Here is a 17719-nt window from a genome sequence, read left to right on the forward strand (position 1 = left end):
GTCTAAATATCTATTTCAAAAGATACGCTCGTTCCTTTATTCAAAGAACTGACAATGGTTAAACCTTTCCCATAATGCTGATGCAATCTTTTTTCTACATTTAATACACCTACACCTGATTCGCTATCTGATTCTCCTTTTAAAATGTTTGGAATATCTTTTTCTTCTATTCCTGCTCCATCATCCACTACGGTAATCACTGCTTTGGAGCGAACAGGATCTTTTTGAAAACTTACTGTCACCGTTCCTTTTCCCTGTCTATCTCTAATCCCATGCTGGACTGCATTCTCCACTAATGGTTGGATGGATAAGAAAGGGACGTTCACTCCTTCCAGTTCGTCCAGCTCCCATTTCACCTTCAGGGCTTCCCCGAAACGGACTTGCTCAATATATAAATAGGAACGGACGATGTTTAATTCTTCTTCTAAAGGTATCAGATCTTTCATTTGCTGAAACTGAAATTTACTTCTCAAGAAATTGCTGAGCTCATCGAGAAGTTTGCGCATTGCCTTTACATCCCACTCACTCAACGCCATGATCGAATTCAGTGTATTAAACAAGAAATGCGGCTGTATCTGGGCCTGCAGCCAGGCTGTTTCTAATTGTAATTGCTGCTCAGCAACACGCTTCATTGTTATTAAAGAATCCATCCGGGCTTTCAGCTCAATTGGCTCGACAGGTTTGGTAATATAATCATTTGCACCTGCCAAAAAGGCTGCCTGAATATCAGCATTTCCACCGGTTAGCAGCAGGACAGGGAGTTCTGTCAGGGAGTAACGTTCTCTTATCATACCGGTGAGTTTATATCCTGATATTTCCGGCATCATAATATCGGAGATGACTAAATCCCAGTCCCGCTGCTTCAGTTCTTCAAGCGCTTGTTTCGCACTGGTCACCGTCATCGTATCATACGCATCTTCTGATAGAATGGAATTTAAAGCTAATAAACTCGCCGGGTTATCATCAACCAGTAAAACGGCGGGGGTCTGGCTGTCATGTAATTGCGTTAATTCAACTTCTATCCTCTCAGAACGGTATTTATTTACCTGTTTAGATTGATTAGAGATCTGCACAGCGGATTGCGGAGAGGCTAATTCTAAAGTAAACGTAAAGGTTGTTCCCTCGCTTTCTTTCGAGGAGACCGAAATACTGCCTCCATGAAGCTCAACCAGCTGTTTGGTAATACTTAACCCCAGCCCGAAACCGCCTTCCTGCATACCGCTTGTTGCATTATCCTGTTCATAAGGTAAAAACAACCGTTTTTGCATCTTCTCACTGATTCCGATACCTGTATCTGTTACATGAACTTCCACATACTTTTCTTTTTTTACAGCAGAGATAATCACTTCTCCCTGATTTGTATATTTAACAGCGTTTCCTGCTAAATTAAATAGAATCTGCGTCACGCGATTTTCGTCCGCATATACTGCTGGAAATTCTTTTGGTATCTTATTAACCACTTGCAGCTGTTTCATATCTGATGAAAGCTGTAATAAGTCCAGGACTCCGGTTGCAATAGGCTCTAAAGCGACTACCTGCTTGTTCAAACGCGGTTTCGTACGATTTAAATTCCTCGCTTCCAGCAAATCTGTTAATAAAAGATTCATTCTCTTTCCGACATTCAACACTGTATGAAGTTCACTTACACTCCGCTTGGATAATATCGCTTCTTCCCTATTCATTACAGCTTTAGAAAGTAACATGATACTATTTAAAGGATTGCGAAATTCATGGGAAGTATTTGCTAGAAATTGGTCCTTCTCTTGATTCATCCGTTGTAAACTCGCCGCCAATTCTTTCGTTTCTTCATGCATTTGAAAATATCCTTTAAACCAGACAATGATATAGCATATTACCGCAACAATCAGATCAAATGGATAAAACGTTAAATAAACACTTTGTTCCCTCCATGTTAAATCCCATATATAATGATGAACAACCGCAAAAAAACTAAGTACAAGAAACATATTCGTTGTAGGGTTCTGTCTATACAGCCGGACTACTGAGCAAAATGTAACGATAATAGCTATAAAAGCAAATAGGTAATAAACAGGAAATAAAAATAGAATCTGAGGTATAGTTAAAAATAAGGTTATTCCCATCATTCCAAATATACTCCATTTATAAAAAGGAAATATCCTTTTCCAATATGGGAGCTCCAGATGATTGGTACATTGCAGCAAAGCGTAACATCCCAGCAGAAGCAGGGTATTCGCTATGCGAAAATCTAAATCATAAGGTATATTAAAAAACTGATGAATCAATTTATCTCCATTACTTAAAAGAGATGTCATAATCATGCAGAACATCAACATAGAAAAGTACAATAGATATTTATCCCGATTTCCTATCAGATATAAAATGAAAGTATATACTGCATGAATTAAAAAGATAACAATGATACTGATTTGAAAATAACTGGACAGCTGTGTTCCATTTGAGATAGCCTTCTCTGTTCCAAATTTCACAGAACGGATAATTCCGCTGCTCCTGATATCTTTATAGTTGGCAGCTTGAATAACGATATCAATAATGCCTTCTTCATCTGCTGTAAAAACTACTCTCTGCGGTAAATTTTTTGCAGTATATTGTTCCTCTGCTGCAGCTATCTCACCAGATGATGCCAGCTTTCTGCCGTTGACATAGACCTCTGAGGAACTGCGAATACTTGGTATGTATAATCCATAATTTTGTTCCGTATCACGATCCACTTTTATTTGCAGCCGGTAGCTTCCATATCCAAAAGCAGAACCTAATACACCGTTCCATCCTCTAGGAACTTTTATCAATTCTGATTCATTCTGCACCGTGCTTTCCTCCATAATAAAAAGGGAAGGATAGAACTCCCACTCTCCATCTAAAATTAACGTTTCTTTCTCCCCCAAATCCCATGATTGAATATCAAGGATTCCATTTTGAATATCGGGTTGTACTTCATCTTGAAAAAGACCTGTCCAAATCACACGGAAAGTAGATAAGCAAATCATAAAAAGAAATAAAATAACTGCCAGTTGAAATATATTATTTTTTATTCTTTTCAACTCTTCCAGACCCCATTTTTTAAGACTTCATTTTTTCACTTAATAATAACCGAGCTTCCTTATCAAAACTTACCAGTGCACTTAATTGGGAAATATTTCGAGATGAAGGCGGCTTATTTTGAAAGGTATCATTTATCATATTATCTATTATCTGCAGCCAAATTTCCCTTATTTCCTTTCTTTCTTCCAAAATCCAATCAGCTTCTATCCCTTGCAGATAATCTCCTTGATAGGCTTCTAATAATTTTATACAGGCTGATTCGGATACATGATTCTCCTCCAAGGTCTTCCATGCTTCCTGTTTCCATCCAATAGATTGAATATCCACTTCTTCTCCTAATGTTATTTCGTAAGTTTCTTCGCGACTGACTATCTTCATTGGTATTCCCATTTGCTGAATTACCTTTCTTATTTGATAAACAGTGGAATACAATTGAGAATTTGCCTTTTCCCAGGAGAGATGTGCCCACATGAAATCTATCAGGTCTTCTTTCCGAATAATATTTCTATGGTTTTGAAGAAAATAAAAAAATAGTTCCTTTGCTTTCGATGTTCTCCATTTTACTTCTAACGGACTTTCTTCCTTATAGAATCGAACTGCACCCAGGTTTTTAATGTGATACGCTGCCTTTAACGGGGCTTTATGTAATTTTTCATCTACCTTTTTGATACGCTCAATGGTCAACTCTAACCTTGCTAACTGTACCGGCTTCAAAATATAATCTAATGCATTCAGTTCAAATGCTCTTACTGCATACTCATTATAGGCTGTCACAAAAGCAATATTTAGAACAGGCTTGATATTTAACAACTGTTCAGCTAAATCGATTCCATGTATATCAGGCATGTGGATATCCATCAATACGGCATCTACATCCTCTGTTTGAACATGATTTATTAACTGTTTTGCATTATTAAATTTACCCGTAATCTGTACTCCTTCTATTTTATTTAAGAGAAAATCCAAATACTCCAACGCTAATTGTTCATCATCAATGATACAAATATTCACGTTTTCATCTCCATCCCTTTTATTGTATACATAATATTTGAAAAACTCTTGTTACAGTTAAAACGAGTTTAAAACATATCTTGTTTTTTAACAGATGAGATATGGTGATAGTCGATTTTTTGCTTCTTTTTTCAAAACAAAACGGATCCTTATTATTTTTATACCATATATCGAACAAAAAAACCTTACTTTCTCACATATTTCAATTCGTTTATACAGCGAAATCATCAGCTTTAAAATGAGAGGATAACTTTACAGTTTGGTTTTCCACACAAAAAAAGACCAGCTAAACCAATCTTTGGTCAGCTGATCTATTTTATGCTTTATTTTATTGGATATACCTGGTACTATTTCACCTTAAATTAAGATACATTAGAAACAATAATTTGTTCTTCATCTACATCCACATGAACAGCTGTTACGTCTTCTCCTTCAAGAATCAAGTCTGTTAATTGATCCTCTACTTTATCCTGGATAACACGGCGTAACGGACGTGCACCAAAGCGTGGATCATATCCCAGTTTCACAAGACATTCCTTCGCTTCATCTGAAATAGTAATGGTAATTTGATTTTCCTTCATGGTTGCTTCTAAATCATGCAGCATAAGATCTACAATTTGCAATAAATCTTTTTCTTTTAACTCGTTAAAGTTAACAATTGCATCAAAACGGTTCAAGAATTCAGGTTTGAAATAGTTGCTTAAATTTTCTAATGTCGCAACGGATTCATGTGTTTCCGCATTAAAGCCAACACTTACTTTCTTCTCACCCGTTCCAGCATTACTTGTCATAATGATAACCGTATCTTTAAAGCTTACTTGTCTACCATGCGAATCGGTTAAAAGACCGTCTTCCATAATTTGCAAGAACGTATTTTGCACATCTGGATGTGCTTTTTCAATTTCATCCAGCAGCAGAATAGAGTATGGGTTCCTGCGAATACGTTCGGTTAACTGTCCAGCTTCTTCATGTCCAACATATCCTGGTGGTGAACCAATGATTTTAGACACCGCGTGTTTTTCCATATACTCACTCATGTCCAGACGAACCAATGCATCTCTTGTGCCGAATAATTCTTCAGCCAATACTTTGGTTAATTCTGTTTTACCGACACCAGTTGGTCCGACAAACAGGAAAGAACCAATTGGACGCTCTTTTGCTTTTAATCCGGCACGGCTGCGGCGGATTGATTTAGCAACTTTACCTACTGCTTCTTCTTGTCCAATTACTTTGGCACGAAGATCATCAGCCAGGTTTTTCATTTTTTCTTTTTCATCTTTTTGCATTTTAGTAACTGGTATTCCAGTTTTTTCTTCTACAATCAATTGAATGTCAGAAACATCTACATCCAATGTTTTTTCGCCATCTTCTACTTTATCCATTTGTTTTTGTAATTGAATTTCTTGATAACGAAGATTTGCAGCACGTTCGTAATCTTCTTTTTCGGCTGCTTCCTGTTTTTGTTTCACTACTTCATCCAAGTGTTGTTGCAAGGTTTCAGAATCTTTCCCGGCATTTGCAAGGTTCAATCTGGAACCAACCTCATCCATTAAATCAATTGCTTTATCTGGTAAGAAGCGGTCTTGGATATAGCGGTTAGAAAGCCCAACAAACGCTTCGACGACTTCATCCGAATAACGTACTTCATGGAATTTTTCATAACGATCTTTAATTCCTTTTAGAATTTTTACAGCATCTTCTAAGGATGGTTCTTTTACGATAATTGGCTGCAGACGTCTTTCTAATGCTGCGTCTTTTTCAATTTGACGATATTCTTTTAATGTTGTTGCACCAATTACTTGCAAATCACCGCGGGCAAGCGCTGGTTTCAAGATATTGCCTGCATCCATTTGGGAGCTTTCTGCAGTACCTGCTCCAACAAGTAAATGGATTTCATCAATAAATACTATCACATCATTACGTTCTTGTAATTCTGCAATCAATTTATTCATACGCTCTTCAAACTGACCACGGATACCAGTATTGGCAACTAAAGAAGCTACATCCAGCAAGTAGATTTCTTTGTTCATTAATTTAGTAGGAACATTTCCTTCTACAATATTTACAGCCAGTCCTTCTGCAATTGCTGTTTTACCAACACCTGGTTCACCGATTAACACCGGGTTGTTTTTATTTCTTCTATTTAATGTTTCAATAACGCGTTTAATTTCTTTATCTCTACCAATGACAGGATCAATCTTTCCTGCTCGCGCTTGATCAGTAATATTTTTTGCTAACTGATCAATCAAGCCATTTCCATTGTTTGATTTTTGTTGTGTTCTAGTGCGTGCATTTGCACCACTTTGCTGATTTCCTTGGGAAAAGTTGTTGGCAAATGATTGATCCATATTGCCAAATGGAGAATTAGAGAAAAAGTCACTATTCATCATATTTCCTTGTATTTCTTGTAAACATTCATGGCAAAGATGCACTTCCATACGTTGTCCATTCATTTGCATTTGTGCATTTATCGTTGCATCATTTTGTCCACAGTTTTGACATTTCATTTCTCATTCCTCCTTCTAAGTTAGTCAGATAGCTTATTTATTCGTCGTTTTGACTTTGACTATCTTTGACTATAATTACATTATACTCTGACCTTTTTTGACTTTCAAGTGTTTTAGTCAAATTTTTTTAGATTTTTTTGACCTTTACACTTTTTTTAGATTTCATTCAGGCCAAAGCCTATTCTGTCAGGGATCCTCCTACTATTTTATCGCAGCGTAACCAGCTGCAAAACGCTCTTTGTAAAAAAGAAAGCTCCCCTTCACTTACTGACTTTTAATTATTCCCCGAAAAAATCAACTCAAAACAACGATTTTTTTGAAGTATAACAAAAAGTACTCTTTAGAAAAAGAAAAAGAGCTAATCGGATTATTTCCCCGATTAGCTCTTTTCATGTTTACTTAATATAGAAACTGCTTTGGCAACTGCTTGCTCATCCATAGATCATCTAAGCTTTTAAATTGATAGCCTTCCTGCTTTAAATCCTGAATGACTTTTTCTAAGGCAGTTGCGTTATCACTGGAAACAGCATGAAGTAAAATAATAGCTCCTGGATGTATCTGCTTCATAATTTCATCGTAAGCATAATCTGCGCCTTTTTGAGAATTGGTTTCCCAATCTATAAAGGCCAACGACCAAAATACATGAACAAGCCCTAACTCTGTTGACCATTTTAATGTATCTGTACTAAACGTTCCCCGCGGCGGTCTGACATAAATTAATTCATCCTGATCGCTTACTTCTGCAACGGCTTGTTCTAAATCAGTCAATTCTTTGTTGATGGCTTCTTTATCCATCACGGTAAAGTCCGGATGGTGATAGGAATGATTCCCAATAATATGTCCTTCATCCACCATTCTTTTGACCAAATCAGGCTCACTTTCTACGTAGTGACCTGTCACAAAAAAAGTTGCAGGAACCTCTTCCTGCTTTAATACGTCTAATATTTCCGAGGTAAATCCTTGTTCGTACCCATTATCAAATGTCAGATATAAATTTTTTTCGCCGGAATCGTCCAGGTAAAAAGCATTGTATTTATCCAATACCTCCTGATAAGCACCAATTTCAGGCGGCGTATGGTTTGAGTTCTTTTGATATCCCCATCCGTATGCGTAACCTGTATTCATTGGAAATACGCATAAGAAAAAGGCAAGTGAAAGCAGCAAAGTGGTTGTTGTTTTCATTTCAAGTTCACCTACTTTTTCTCTTACCTTTTCCTTTATACTTTCATTTTATTCATTTTTTAAAGAACCATTGCAGCAATCCATCCGAAAATAAATAGCGGAATATTATAATGAAGGAAAGTGGGTACACATGTATCCCAAATATGATCATGCTTTCCATCTGCATTTAAACCAGAAGTTGGACCGAGGGTACTGTCTGAAGCCGGTGAACCGGCATCTCCCAACGCTCCGGCTGTACCGACTAAAGCAGCTGTTGCTAAAGGGGAAAAGCCTGTTGCTAAACAGATAGGGACAAATAAGGCTGCAACAATCGGGATTGTTCCGAATGAGGTCCCGATCCCAATCGTAATAACCAGACCTAGCAGTAACAGAACAAATGCAATTAATGGCTTATTGTCTCCTAATGCAGAAACAGATACCTCCACTAATTCCGATACAGCTCCCGTTTCCTGTAAAACATTTGCAAAACCGGCAGCTGCAAAGATGATAAAGGAAATCATCCCCATCATAGAGATTCCTCCTGCCATCACAGAATCCAGTTTTTTAAATGGCAATGCTACCAGAACGAACATAGCGATAATTCCAGTCAACGCTCCTAAAATCAAATCTTGCGTTATAATTTGAACGATAAGCGCCAGGATAATGGCAATAATCGTCATTACATGTTGCTTGCTGAAAGTTACCTCTTCAACTAAATCCTCCGTTTTTATTTTTTCTTCCTTCATTGGATCTTTGGATGTTTTATCTTTTCTATAAGTAAATAATATACCAATTAATAGACCAATAATCATACCAGAACCAGGAATCAGCATAGATAAGGTTACTTCATGTAACGTAATTTCTCCTCCATTAGAGTTTAGACCATCCAAAATCAGTGTTTGGAAAAGCAAACCAAAACCAGCTGGAATCATCACATAAGGTGCTTTCAAGCCAAAGGTCAGGGCAACTGCTACGGCACGACGATCCAGCCGCATTTGATCAAACACTTTTAATAAGGGAGGAATTAAAATTGGGATAAAAGCGATATGAACCGGCACCACATTTTGTGATAAACAAGCAACACCTGCTAATGCAAATAGCATCATTGTTTTCTTCCCGGTTAATACACGAATAATAAAATTCACTAATATTTTTGTAATCCCTGTATAGCTGATGGCAACTGCAAAAGCTCCTAATAAAATATAGCTCAATGCTGTATTTGCAGAGTCTCCCATCCCGGCTACCAGCAATTCAACAGAATCTGTAAATCCTAACCCTGCCATTAATCCGGCAGCAATCGTTGAAATTAAAATAGATAAAATAACATTTACCTTTAATAAACATAAAACAGTCATTAACAGGACTGCTAAAATAACAACCCATTCCATTTTTCTTCCTCCAATTAATCATTCCATTTTCTCTTTAATACTTTATCATAATAAAGCATTAAAGAGAAAATTGCAAGACCTTTTTTATAATAAAAAGGACTGCCTTTTCGACAATCCTTTGTGTTTATTTCACTTTAAAAGAGAAAGATAAATAATCTTGTACCGGTATCCAAGCGCCAATTCCTTGTTTCGTTACATTTTTTATTTGAATGGTTTTATTAGATCCCTTTAATTCGATATAAACTTCTCCAAATGTTACTTGCCCCTTTTCATTTACTGCAGGAGCATAGGCATCCAATATACCTTGTTTTTGGATTGGAACATTATAAGAATTGGCCAATTTTGTATTATGTCCGATAACGGTTTGATACGCAAGAGGAAGTTTTGTATTTTCACTTGCTTTTAATAACATCATGGTTTTTATTTGGTCTGGATTGCTTATTTTACCTGTCAATGCACCTTTTATTTCTTTTTCTTCCTGCTGATAATAGCTCATCTCCTGTACATCTTCCCCACCAACATTATTCATTTCATTTTTATTAATCAGCTGGTATTCCCAATTTATATTTGATTCTGTGGATTGATAATTTATTGGCCACCTTCCTAAATAGACCATACCGCGATAACCAATTGCTATCGGTGATGGTTTAATATTACTTTCATTTAAAACTTTAATCAGTTCCGGGTTTTCAATAGGGATATCTACTCCCTCAATTAATTCCTTTGTTAATTTATTTGGCTCAATAATTTCTTGATCTTCAGTGGAATTGGGAAAGGTATTTTCTTTAGAGATATCTAAGACATGACTAGGTATATTCGACTCTTCTTTTATCTCTTCCGCCAAACTGTAGCTTGGCATCCATAGCCATGTTAAACATAAGAAAAGTGTAAAAAAATAAGCACGATTGCATTTTTTCATTACCGTATCTTCCTTTCTTTTTGTTTTATTTTTTCAGAAAGGAAGAAAACTATGCACTTGAAGCCTTGAAACATTTTGGAAATTATTTGTCGGATTACTTTAACTAGTTGCATCACAATGAATCCTGATCCTATATAAATTATGTTTATATAGGATCAGGACATCTTTTCTTCGTCATTTATTCCTTGAATTCTTTTTAACTTCCTTACAGTATAAAAAAATGAAACGGTGTTAAGTCTCACCGTTTCATTTTTTTCTGTTCCAGCATGGTCGCATTTAAAATACCACCTGTAATAATAATAATTCCGAACAAATAAAACCAAATTAATAAAACAATAATCGTACCTAAACTGCCATAAGTTGCGGAGAAATTTCCTAAGTTATTTACGTAAAAAGAAAATCCCCAAGAAACCAACTGCCATGCAAGCGTTGCGAATGCTGTTCCCCATACTACCTGAGAAAATCGGAGGCGCCCATTAGGTGCGAGCTTATACAAAAAGAGCAAAACAATAAAAAAGATAAAAGATGACGCCACCCATCGCAAGGTCCCCCATACTGCTAAGAAAGAGCTGGTAAAACCAATCCAGGAAAACAGATAAACTCCAATCATCCTCCCGAATACTGGCAATAGTAAAGCCAAAATAATAATTAAAATCATACCTATTGTAAGTACCATCGCTACCAATCTTGCCACGATAAAAGATCGGTCTGTTTTTATCCCATAGGCATGGTTAAACGCTCTTGTAATTGCATTGACACCATTCGAAGCAGCCCATAATGTTCCAATTATACTGATGGAAAGGAGGCCGCTATTTTGAACAGTTAATGATTCCAGATTTGTCGTGATCAGTCCCATCACCTGTTCCGGAGCAAAGTCACCAATTGTCTCTAAAATTAAATCCATATCAATTGGCAAGTAAGGTATTAAATTAAGCAGGAAGATTAAAAAAGGAAATAAAGACAAAATAAAGAAATAAGCAAGCTGGGCCGCTAAGCCAAATACCTCTACTTCTTTATAACGTCCCCAAAAATCTTTGCCTACATTTCGCAGATTTCGAATACTTTTCTACCTCCCCTTCTCTCTTTTAAGACGGCTTGTTCAAAAAAGGAGAAGGCGGTTGCTGCTGTAGATAAACATTCCACTATTTAACTTTTACCCTTCTATTTTGAACACCCTGTACTACTCTATTTCTTTACCTGAAAATTTATTCGTCACTTTATCTAATGTTTGTTCCACTTGCTCTAAAGCATTCATGGCATTAGCAGATCCGCTTTCAAAGACTTGGTTCACCTTGTCCACTGAATTTTGTAAACCTTGAATCGCTTCAGAAGGATTACTGATATAATAAGAGGAAGCAGCCTTCATCTCTTTTGCTTTTCCACAAGCATAACTGCGTGCTTCTTTATCCAATAATGCTACTGCACCTCCTGCTACTGCTCCTGCAACGACACCTAAAATTATTTTACGTTTTCCCATTAGTATCTCTCCTTTAATCTAAATAATGCTTTTCTTTTAAAAATTGAAGTAACCCGTGACAGCCCTCTGAAACTAATCGATATGTCTGATAGAAATCTCCTGTGTAATATGGATCAGGGATATCATCTTCTTCTATGTCTTCCACAAATTCCATTAATTTCACGATTACTGTCCCTTCATGATTGTTGGACCGTGTAAGTGCACTGAAATTATTTTGATCCATCGCAACCATATAATCAAATTGCTTATAATCATCTGACCTCAGCAATCTTGATTGCATTCCATCATAAGAAATCCCCTGCTGATCAAGTATGCTCTTCGTTCCAGAATGGGGAGGTTCTCCAAGATGCCAATCACCTGTCCCGCAAGAATCAACCTGAATCTTCTCTTCCAACTGTTCACTTTTAACAAGATCCCGAAATACTGCTTCTGCCATCGGCGAACGGCAAATATTACCTAAACATACAAATAATACACGCACCAATCACTATACACCTCATTATTTATTTCTTGCCCGCTTACAAAGAAGCTCTTTCCATCCAATATCTTAAACCAACCTATAAAATGTTTAAGATATTCTACATTAACTCCATTATAAGCAACTTATTCTGAGAAGCAAAGACTTAATTGTAGAAAGTTGTTATTCCACTTCCATTTTTGTCGAAAAATATTTAGTTAAAACAAGCTCATATCCCAGCTATTTGCAATATGACGGAGTAATTTAATTCCTGCAACACTATTTCCCTGCTTGTCCAAAGCTGGTCCAAATACACCAATACCACAGCCACTTAAAAATGGCAACTCATTTTCACGCACTCTTGGAGGGACAACTGCCAGAATCCCGCCTGAAACACCACTCTTTGCAGGAATACCGACATAAGAAGCAAATTTTCCTGAAGCATCATACATTCCGCATGTCAACATTAAGGATTTGGCAATACGCACGACATTCCTGGGAATAATTACTTCTTCTGTTTCAGGGTGAATGCCATCATTTGAAAGAACCAAACCTATACGGGCTAAATCATCTGTCGTAACGTTAATCGAGCATTGTTTAAAATATGTTTCCAACGTTACTCCTAAATCGGATTCTAAATATCCTTCTTCTAATAAGTAATAACCAATGGCTCGATTACGCATGGAAGTATCACGTTCCGATACATATACATCAATATCAATTTCCGGACGGCGGCCAATTATTTTTTCCATTAATTGAAATAATGGTTCCAGCTTTTCATCTGATGTGTTCCCGCTTAATAATGATGAGGTAGTAATTGCTCCTGAATTGACCAGAGGATTAAATGGCCTCTGGTGTCCCTTAACTTCTAAGTGCATAATAGAGTTAAACGCTTCCCCTGTCGGTTCCACATCCACTCTTTGCAAGACATAAGCTATTCCTCTGTCCATACATGCCGTAATAAAGCTAAGAACTTTAGAAATACTTTGAATAGAAAACTCATGCTCCACATCACCAGAGCGGATTTCTGTTCCTTTCTTTCCAATAATCGTAATACCTAAAGAATTTGGGTCTGCTTCTTCTAATTTTGGTATATAATCAGCGACTTTTCCAGTGCCTGTCTGTTTTTTAAAAAAATCTACCCAGCCGTCCACATATTCTTGAAGCCATTGCTCCGTTTTTTCTGTATTTAAATTCACATGTCCTTGTACCATTTTGACACCCCTTTATTATAAATTGAAACTATCGTCATTCTTAAACTTCTTATATGAACTATACCCTGTAATGCATAATTTTAGCCGTCAATCTTTTCCATGCTGCATTTATTTTCTTACCTGACAGAAAGTTTGACCGGAGCAATCCATTATATGATAAAAGGAAACTTCACTTAGTGGGAGTTTGTGACGCACAACTCTTTACGATGGGCCGAGTAATCGCAGCAACGGTTTTAATAGACCGAGTAATCGCAGGTCTCAATGTTGTCAGATTAATCGACCGCTACGGAAAAACACTACGCTAGATAGTTTTTTTGCCATCTATCTGTAACCAATATAATATTTAAAAAATTTATTAACCTGACAACATTGGTAATCGCAGTCCCAGCCCCATGACGTCGCGAACTTAGTCTGCTGTTCTTCTCCGACTGAGTTAGCCTAAGTGATTCAAGGAGTTAGCTCACTTGACCTCACGCCTAAATAAATTTATTTTTACGCTTTATTTGGAGGCGGGAGTTTTACGGACGGTTCTCCGTGATAAAAATGCACTTATTTTTTCGGTAGCTAAAAAACCACAAAATTCTGTCATTACAGCATTTTTGTGGTTTTCACTATTTCAGCATGAAGCATCTTATGAAAAAAAACCTCCCGCATGAATGCCTACTTCAATAAAAAGCATTATCATTCACGCGGAAAGGTTTTTCATTTATCTTATTCCATTAAAAGAATCTGTTTATTTTCCAATAAACATTTGTGTCCAATAGTTACCATCTTCAACATGACCAATTCCAATATGTGTGAAATCGCCATTCATGATGTTTTCACGGTGACCTTGGCTGTTCATCCATGCATCTACTACTTCTTCTGGAGATTGTTGCCCTTGGGCAATGTTTTCACCAGCAGTATTGTAATCAATACCGAAGCTTTGCATCATATCAAATGGAGAACCATGGTTTGGGCTATTGTGATCAAAATAATTGTTTTCTTGCATATCTTTTGATTTCTCACGGGCTACTCCACTTAACTCTGTGTCTAATTCAAGTGGTGCAAGACCTTCTTTTTCTCTTTCTTGGTTTGTTAAGTCAACCACTTCTTGTTCAAATTGACTTACCTCACCGTCTGTTTGGTTATCTTCTGAATTTTGCTGAGCTTCTTCCTGATTACCAGACTCTTCTTGATTTGCTTCTTCAGATGCCTGGTTTTCTGTTGGCACCTCAGCCTCAGCTTCAGCTTCTTTATTTGGAGCTGCTTCTCCATTTATAATATCAAAGCAATTGAAATTGCCTGTGTTTAATTGCTCTGTATTCAATTGGTCCCAACCTTGCCCATTTACAGAATAATGGACTTGTGTAGAAGCTTGAGGAGATGCTCCGGAATTTGCAGATGCTTCTGCATTTGAAATAAACGCTCCTCCAAATAATACGGTTGCTGACAATGCAGTAGCAATGCCTACTTTCTTAAACATGCACATACACTCCTTTTTTGTTGTTTTGTTTTGTGCAAAATGATCATAACACGGGTTTGGCTGTAATATTTGAAATAATCAAGGCAAGGTTTACCAAGGGTCTTTTTCTTTCTATTTTTTTTGCTCTCAAACTTGTAAAACCCCATCAAATCTACTATTCTAAATTCAGTATAATTCTCCTGTATTGGAAATTAATCAATCGACAGGAAATCATTTCTATAAAACGGATATTGACAAGTTTCTACAGGAGGTCTAATGTTACATCATAAGCAATATTGTAACGAAAATGTTACTTGATTTCATTCTGCTTATGTTTTATTTTATAGACTAGTTCTTTCTATATAATAAAGGGAATTCATTACCCCCAAAAAAGCAATTATTTGATAGAATAGTATTCTAAGGAACTGAAATAATTATGTTATGATTGTAAAGAACAAAAGAATGTAATTTAACCGTTCAAATGATATACGTTTATGAAAAATAAAAAGTGCATATTTAATAAGGTCATTCAAATGATTGATTTCCTTCATTTTGAATGGTTTTGTCGAATATACTCTAATACGGAAAAGTGTCGTATTTTGTCTTTTCTGTCTACAATCAAAAATAAAAAGTATTTATATGGAGGATTTTATATATGTTTTCAAGCGCTGAAATTGGAATTGATTTAGGAACTGCAAATATTTTAGTATATTCAAAATCAAAAGGGATCGTTTTAAATGAACCATGCGTGGTAGCAATTGATGTAAACACAAAACAAGTGATGGCTGTAGGATCGGAAGCAAAAGAAATGGTTGGGAAGACTCCAAAAAACATCATCCCGATTCGTCCTTTAAAAGATGGTGTTATTGCAGATTATGATGTTACTGCTCAATTATTAAAAGAATTACTTAAAAAGGTAAGCAAAACCTTAGGTATGTCTATGCGCAAACCAAATGTTATTGTATGTACTCCGTCAGGCAGCACAAGTGTTGAAAGAAGAGCTATTCATAACGCAGTATCCAGCTATGGTGCAAAGCAGGTTCATTTAATTGAAGAGCCTGTTGCAGCAGCAATCGGTGCGGACCTTCCTGTGGATGAACCCTATGCAAATGTTATTGTAGATATCGGTGGCGGAACTTCTGAGGTTGGTATTATTTCCTTCGGCGGTATCGTATCCTGCAATTCTGTACGTACGGCTGGAGATAAAATGGATGAAGAAATTATTCAGCATATCCGTAAGCAGTATAATATTTTAATTGGTGAACGTACGGCTGAAAATATTAAAATGGAAATTGGTTATGCACATCCAAACCATAAAGAAGAAACAATGGAAATCCGCGGCCGTGATATGGTTACCGGCCTTCCTAAAACCATTGAAGTTACTTCTACTGAAATTTATGCTTCTCTAAAGGAATCTTTAGAGCAAATTTTAGAAACTATTCGTGCTACATTAGAAGAATGCCCGCCAGAACTAAGCGGGGACATTGTAGATAATGGTGTTGTGCTTACAGGTGGAGGTTCTCAATTAAACGGAATGCAGGAGTGGCTTGCTGAGGAGCTGAGTGTTCCTGTTCATATTGCTCCAAATCCGTTAGAATCTGTAGCAATCGGAACCGGACGTGCATTAAAAATGATCCATAAACTGCAAAAAGCGGCAAAATAAAGTAAAACCTCCTTCATTTTTTTTTAAATGGGAGTCTTACTGCCAGTTACACTGCAATAAACGTTGTTTTTTCCAGAGAATTTAGAAAGAGATCAAGCATTGAGCTCACTTGACCTCTTTCTAAGTCCCATTCTCAAAACAAACGGTCAATAATTAAATTTTAAAAGAACCATCTTCCTATATTTTTAAAAAACCATAAAAAGGAAGCTTATTTGTTGTGCAATTTAATAGTATTGCTTTTTACAATCGTTTCTCAAAAAACAGCGGAATGACTTTCCATCGATATTTTTTCTTTAATGATTACTCCTCTTTTTGCCATTTCTTTGATATAAACTTCTCCAGGGATAATTTTTTCAGGCGGATATACCCCTTTTTTGGTGACCGTTCCTCCTGCAATCATTTGAGCAGCGATAGAGATTGTATTTGCTGTAGCTCTGGCCATCGCTGTAACCCCTGTCTGCTTATCTTTATATGTGACCATTTCATAAGTGAACGCCGTTTCTACCCTCTTGTTATAACCCTTAATGACGGCACGTAATAACACCGCATCTTCTTTATCCTTTAGTTCAACAATAGGATCAAGCACTTTCAATAAAACTTTCCGCGGACTGATTTTTACGCCATCTACAACCACATCATAGTGATTCTTTGTCAGATTCAAATCTACTAATAGCTTGAATTTCTCAGCATGCCCCGGATAGCGTATGGTTTTATACTCTAATGTCTCTAAATATGGAAAGGACTTTGTCAGCGTTGATGTTCCACCTGATGTATGAAATGCTTCTAATTTTCCAAAATCATCAAATTCAATTGATTCAATTTCGGATAAAGATGGTACAGTAATTAATTTATGATCACGTATAATTTCTGATGGATCTGTATAGTGGTCTAATACACCTTCCATTGAAAATACATGATTATATTTTAAAGGGGCTTCTGGATGAACAGGAATACCTCCCACAAGCAATTGAATCGATGTTGCTTTTTCTAATTTACTGACACCATATCCGGATAATATATTAATCATACCAGGTGCTACACCTAAATCAGGAATTACTGTGACACCTGCAGCTCTCGCATCTCCTTCTAAATCCAACACTTTATCTGTAATATGATCTATATGGCCACCCAAATCAACGACAGAAGTACCTACTTTGATACCTGTTTTCGCAACTGTTTCATTAAAAGTATAAAATAGTGCATTTACAACAACATCAAAACGGCTCATAAATGCAGCAAGCTCATCTTCATTCTGCGCATTTACTTCGTATGCTGTCATCAATGGAGACTGTAATTGATAACAAATATCCTGTGCACGTTGTAAATCAATATCTGCAAGACCAACCTCTTTGATGCCCTCACTATTTGCTAAGTCTCTTGCCACTTCTTTTCCCATGAGACCAGTTCCCAGTACACCTATTTTCATGATAATTCCC

Annotated in this window: 13 protein-coding genes; 1 reads left to right on the top strand and 12 read right to left on the bottom strand. The window is 36.6% G+C overall.

The features are described 5' to 3' along the window. Positions 1–2 precede the first annotated feature (2 nt). From BN986_RS22875 to BN986_RS22930, 11 genes are all read right to left on the bottom strand, one after another. Positions 3–3041, bottom strand: a complete 3039-nt coding sequence (locus tag BN986_RS22875; RefSeq protein ID WP_040984607.1) for a hybrid sensor histidine kinase/response regulator — start codon at positions 3039–3041, stop codon at positions 3–5. A 19-nt stretch (positions 3042–3060) separates the two neighbouring features. After that, complete coding sequence (locus tag BN986_RS25945; protein ID WP_052401108.1) at positions 3061–4053, bottom strand: response regulator; 993 nt, start codon at positions 4051–4053, stop codon at positions 3061–3063. Between the two features lie 362 nt (positions 4054–4415). Further along, complete coding sequence (locus tag BN986_RS22885; RefSeq protein WP_040984609.1) at positions 4416–6560, bottom strand: ATP-dependent Clp protease ATP-binding subunit; 2145 nt, start codon at positions 6558–6560, stop codon at positions 4416–4418. A 399-nt stretch (positions 6561–6959) separates the two neighbouring features. Then, positions 6960–7742 carry a delta-lactam-biosynthetic de-N-acetylase gene (gene pdaA / locus BN986_RS22890; RefSeq protein WP_040984610.1) on the bottom strand — a complete coding sequence of 261 codons (783 nt, stop codon included), beginning with the start codon at positions 7740–7742 and terminating at the stop codon, positions 6960–6962. Positions 7743–7801: 59 nt separating this feature from the next. Beyond that, positions 7802–9109, bottom strand: coding sequence for a Na+/H+ antiporter family protein (locus tag BN986_RS22895; protein WP_040984612.1), 1308 nt, complete (start codon positions 9107–9109; stop codon positions 7802–7804). A gap of 124 nt (positions 9110–9233) precedes the next feature. Then, entirely contained in the window at positions 9234–10028 is a 795-nt protein-coding gene (locus BN986_RS22900) for a YfkD family protein (protein ID WP_040984614.1), read from the bottom strand. 238 nt (positions 10029–10266) lie between these two features. Then, positions 10267–11088 carry a YihY/virulence factor BrkB family protein gene (locus BN986_RS22905; RefSeq protein ID WP_040984616.1) on the bottom strand — a complete coding sequence of 274 codons (822 nt, stop codon included), beginning with the start codon at positions 11086–11088 and terminating at the stop codon, positions 10267–10269. A 120-nt stretch (positions 11089–11208) separates the two neighbouring features. Beyond that, positions 11209–11505: a hypothetical protein gene (locus BN986_RS22910; protein WP_040984618.1), complete on the bottom strand. Its 297-nt coding sequence runs from the start codon at positions 11503–11505 to the stop codon at positions 11209–11211. Between the two features lie 13 nt (positions 11506–11518). Further along, positions 11519–11986 carry a low molecular weight protein-tyrosine-phosphatase gene (locus BN986_RS22915; RefSeq protein WP_316244944.1) on the bottom strand — a complete coding sequence of 156 codons (468 nt, stop codon included), beginning with the start codon at positions 11984–11986 and terminating at the stop codon, positions 11519–11521. A gap of 194 nt (positions 11987–12180) precedes the next feature. After that, positions 12181–13176, bottom strand: coding sequence for a glutaminase (locus BN986_RS22920; protein WP_040984622.1), 996 nt, complete (start codon positions 13174–13176; stop codon positions 12181–12183). A gap of 733 nt (positions 13177–13909) precedes the next feature. Further along, on the bottom strand, positions 13910–14641 hold the full coding sequence (locus tag BN986_RS22930; RefSeq protein ID WP_040984626.1) for a CAP domain-containing protein: 732 nt from the start codon (positions 14639–14641) through the stop codon (positions 13910–13912). 634 nt (positions 14642–15275) lie between these two features. Between BN986_RS22930 and mreBH the strand changes: the two genes are divergently transcribed. After that, positions 15276–16283, top strand: coding sequence for a rod-share determining protein MreBH (gene mreBH, locus BN986_RS22935; protein ID WP_040984628.1), 1008 nt, complete (start codon positions 15276–15278; stop codon positions 16281–16283). A 253-nt stretch (positions 16284–16536) separates the two neighbouring features. On the opposite strand, the gene BN986_RS22940 is transcribed toward mreBH, so the two are convergent. Further along, entirely contained in the window at positions 16537–17709 is a 1173-nt protein-coding gene (locus tag BN986_RS22940; protein ID WP_040984629.1) for a saccharopine dehydrogenase family protein, read from the bottom strand. Positions 17710–17719 lie beyond the last annotated feature (10 nt).

The organism is Oceanobacillus jeddahensis, from assembly GCF_000750635.1.
Classification (GTDB): Bacteria; Bacillota; Bacilli; order Bacillales; family Amphibacillaceae; genus Oceanobacillus; species Oceanobacillus jeddahense.

Excerpts from the sequence above, each read along its gene's own strand:
- pdaA (WP_040984610.1), bottom strand. The coding sequence starts at position 7,742 with ATGAAAACAACAACCACTTTGCTGCTTTCACTTGCCTTTTTCTTATGC.
- BN986_RS22940 (WP_040984629.1), bottom strand. The coding sequence starts at position 17,709 with ATGAAAATAGGTGTACTGGGAACTGGTCTCATGGGAAAAGAAGTGGCA.
- BN986_RS22895 (WP_040984612.1), bottom strand. The coding sequence starts at position 9,109 with ATGGAATGGGTTGTTATTTTAGCAGTCCTGTTAATGACTGTTTTATGT.
- BN986_RS22885 (WP_040984609.1), bottom strand. The coding sequence starts at position 6,560 with ATGAAATGTCAAAACTGTGGACAAAATGATGCAACGATAAATGCACAA.
- BN986_RS22930 (WP_040984626.1), bottom strand. The coding sequence starts at position 14,641 with ATGTTTAAGAAAGTAGGCATTGCTACTGCATTGTCAGCAACCGTATTA.
- BN986_RS22900 (WP_040984614.1), bottom strand. The coding sequence starts at position 10,028 with ATGAAAAAATGCAATCGTGCTTATTTTTTTACACTTTTCTTATGTTTA.
- mreBH (WP_040984628.1), top strand. The coding sequence starts at position 15,276 with ATGTTTTCAAGCGCTGAAATTGGAATTGATTTAGGAACTGCAAATATT.
- BN986_RS22910 (WP_040984618.1), bottom strand. The coding sequence starts at position 11,505 with ATGGGAAAACGTAAAATAATTTTAGGTGTCGTTGCAGGAGCAGTAGCA.
- BN986_RS22920 (WP_040984622.1), bottom strand. The coding sequence starts at position 13,176 with ATGGTACAAGGACATGTGAATTTAAATACAGAAAAAACGGAGCAATGG.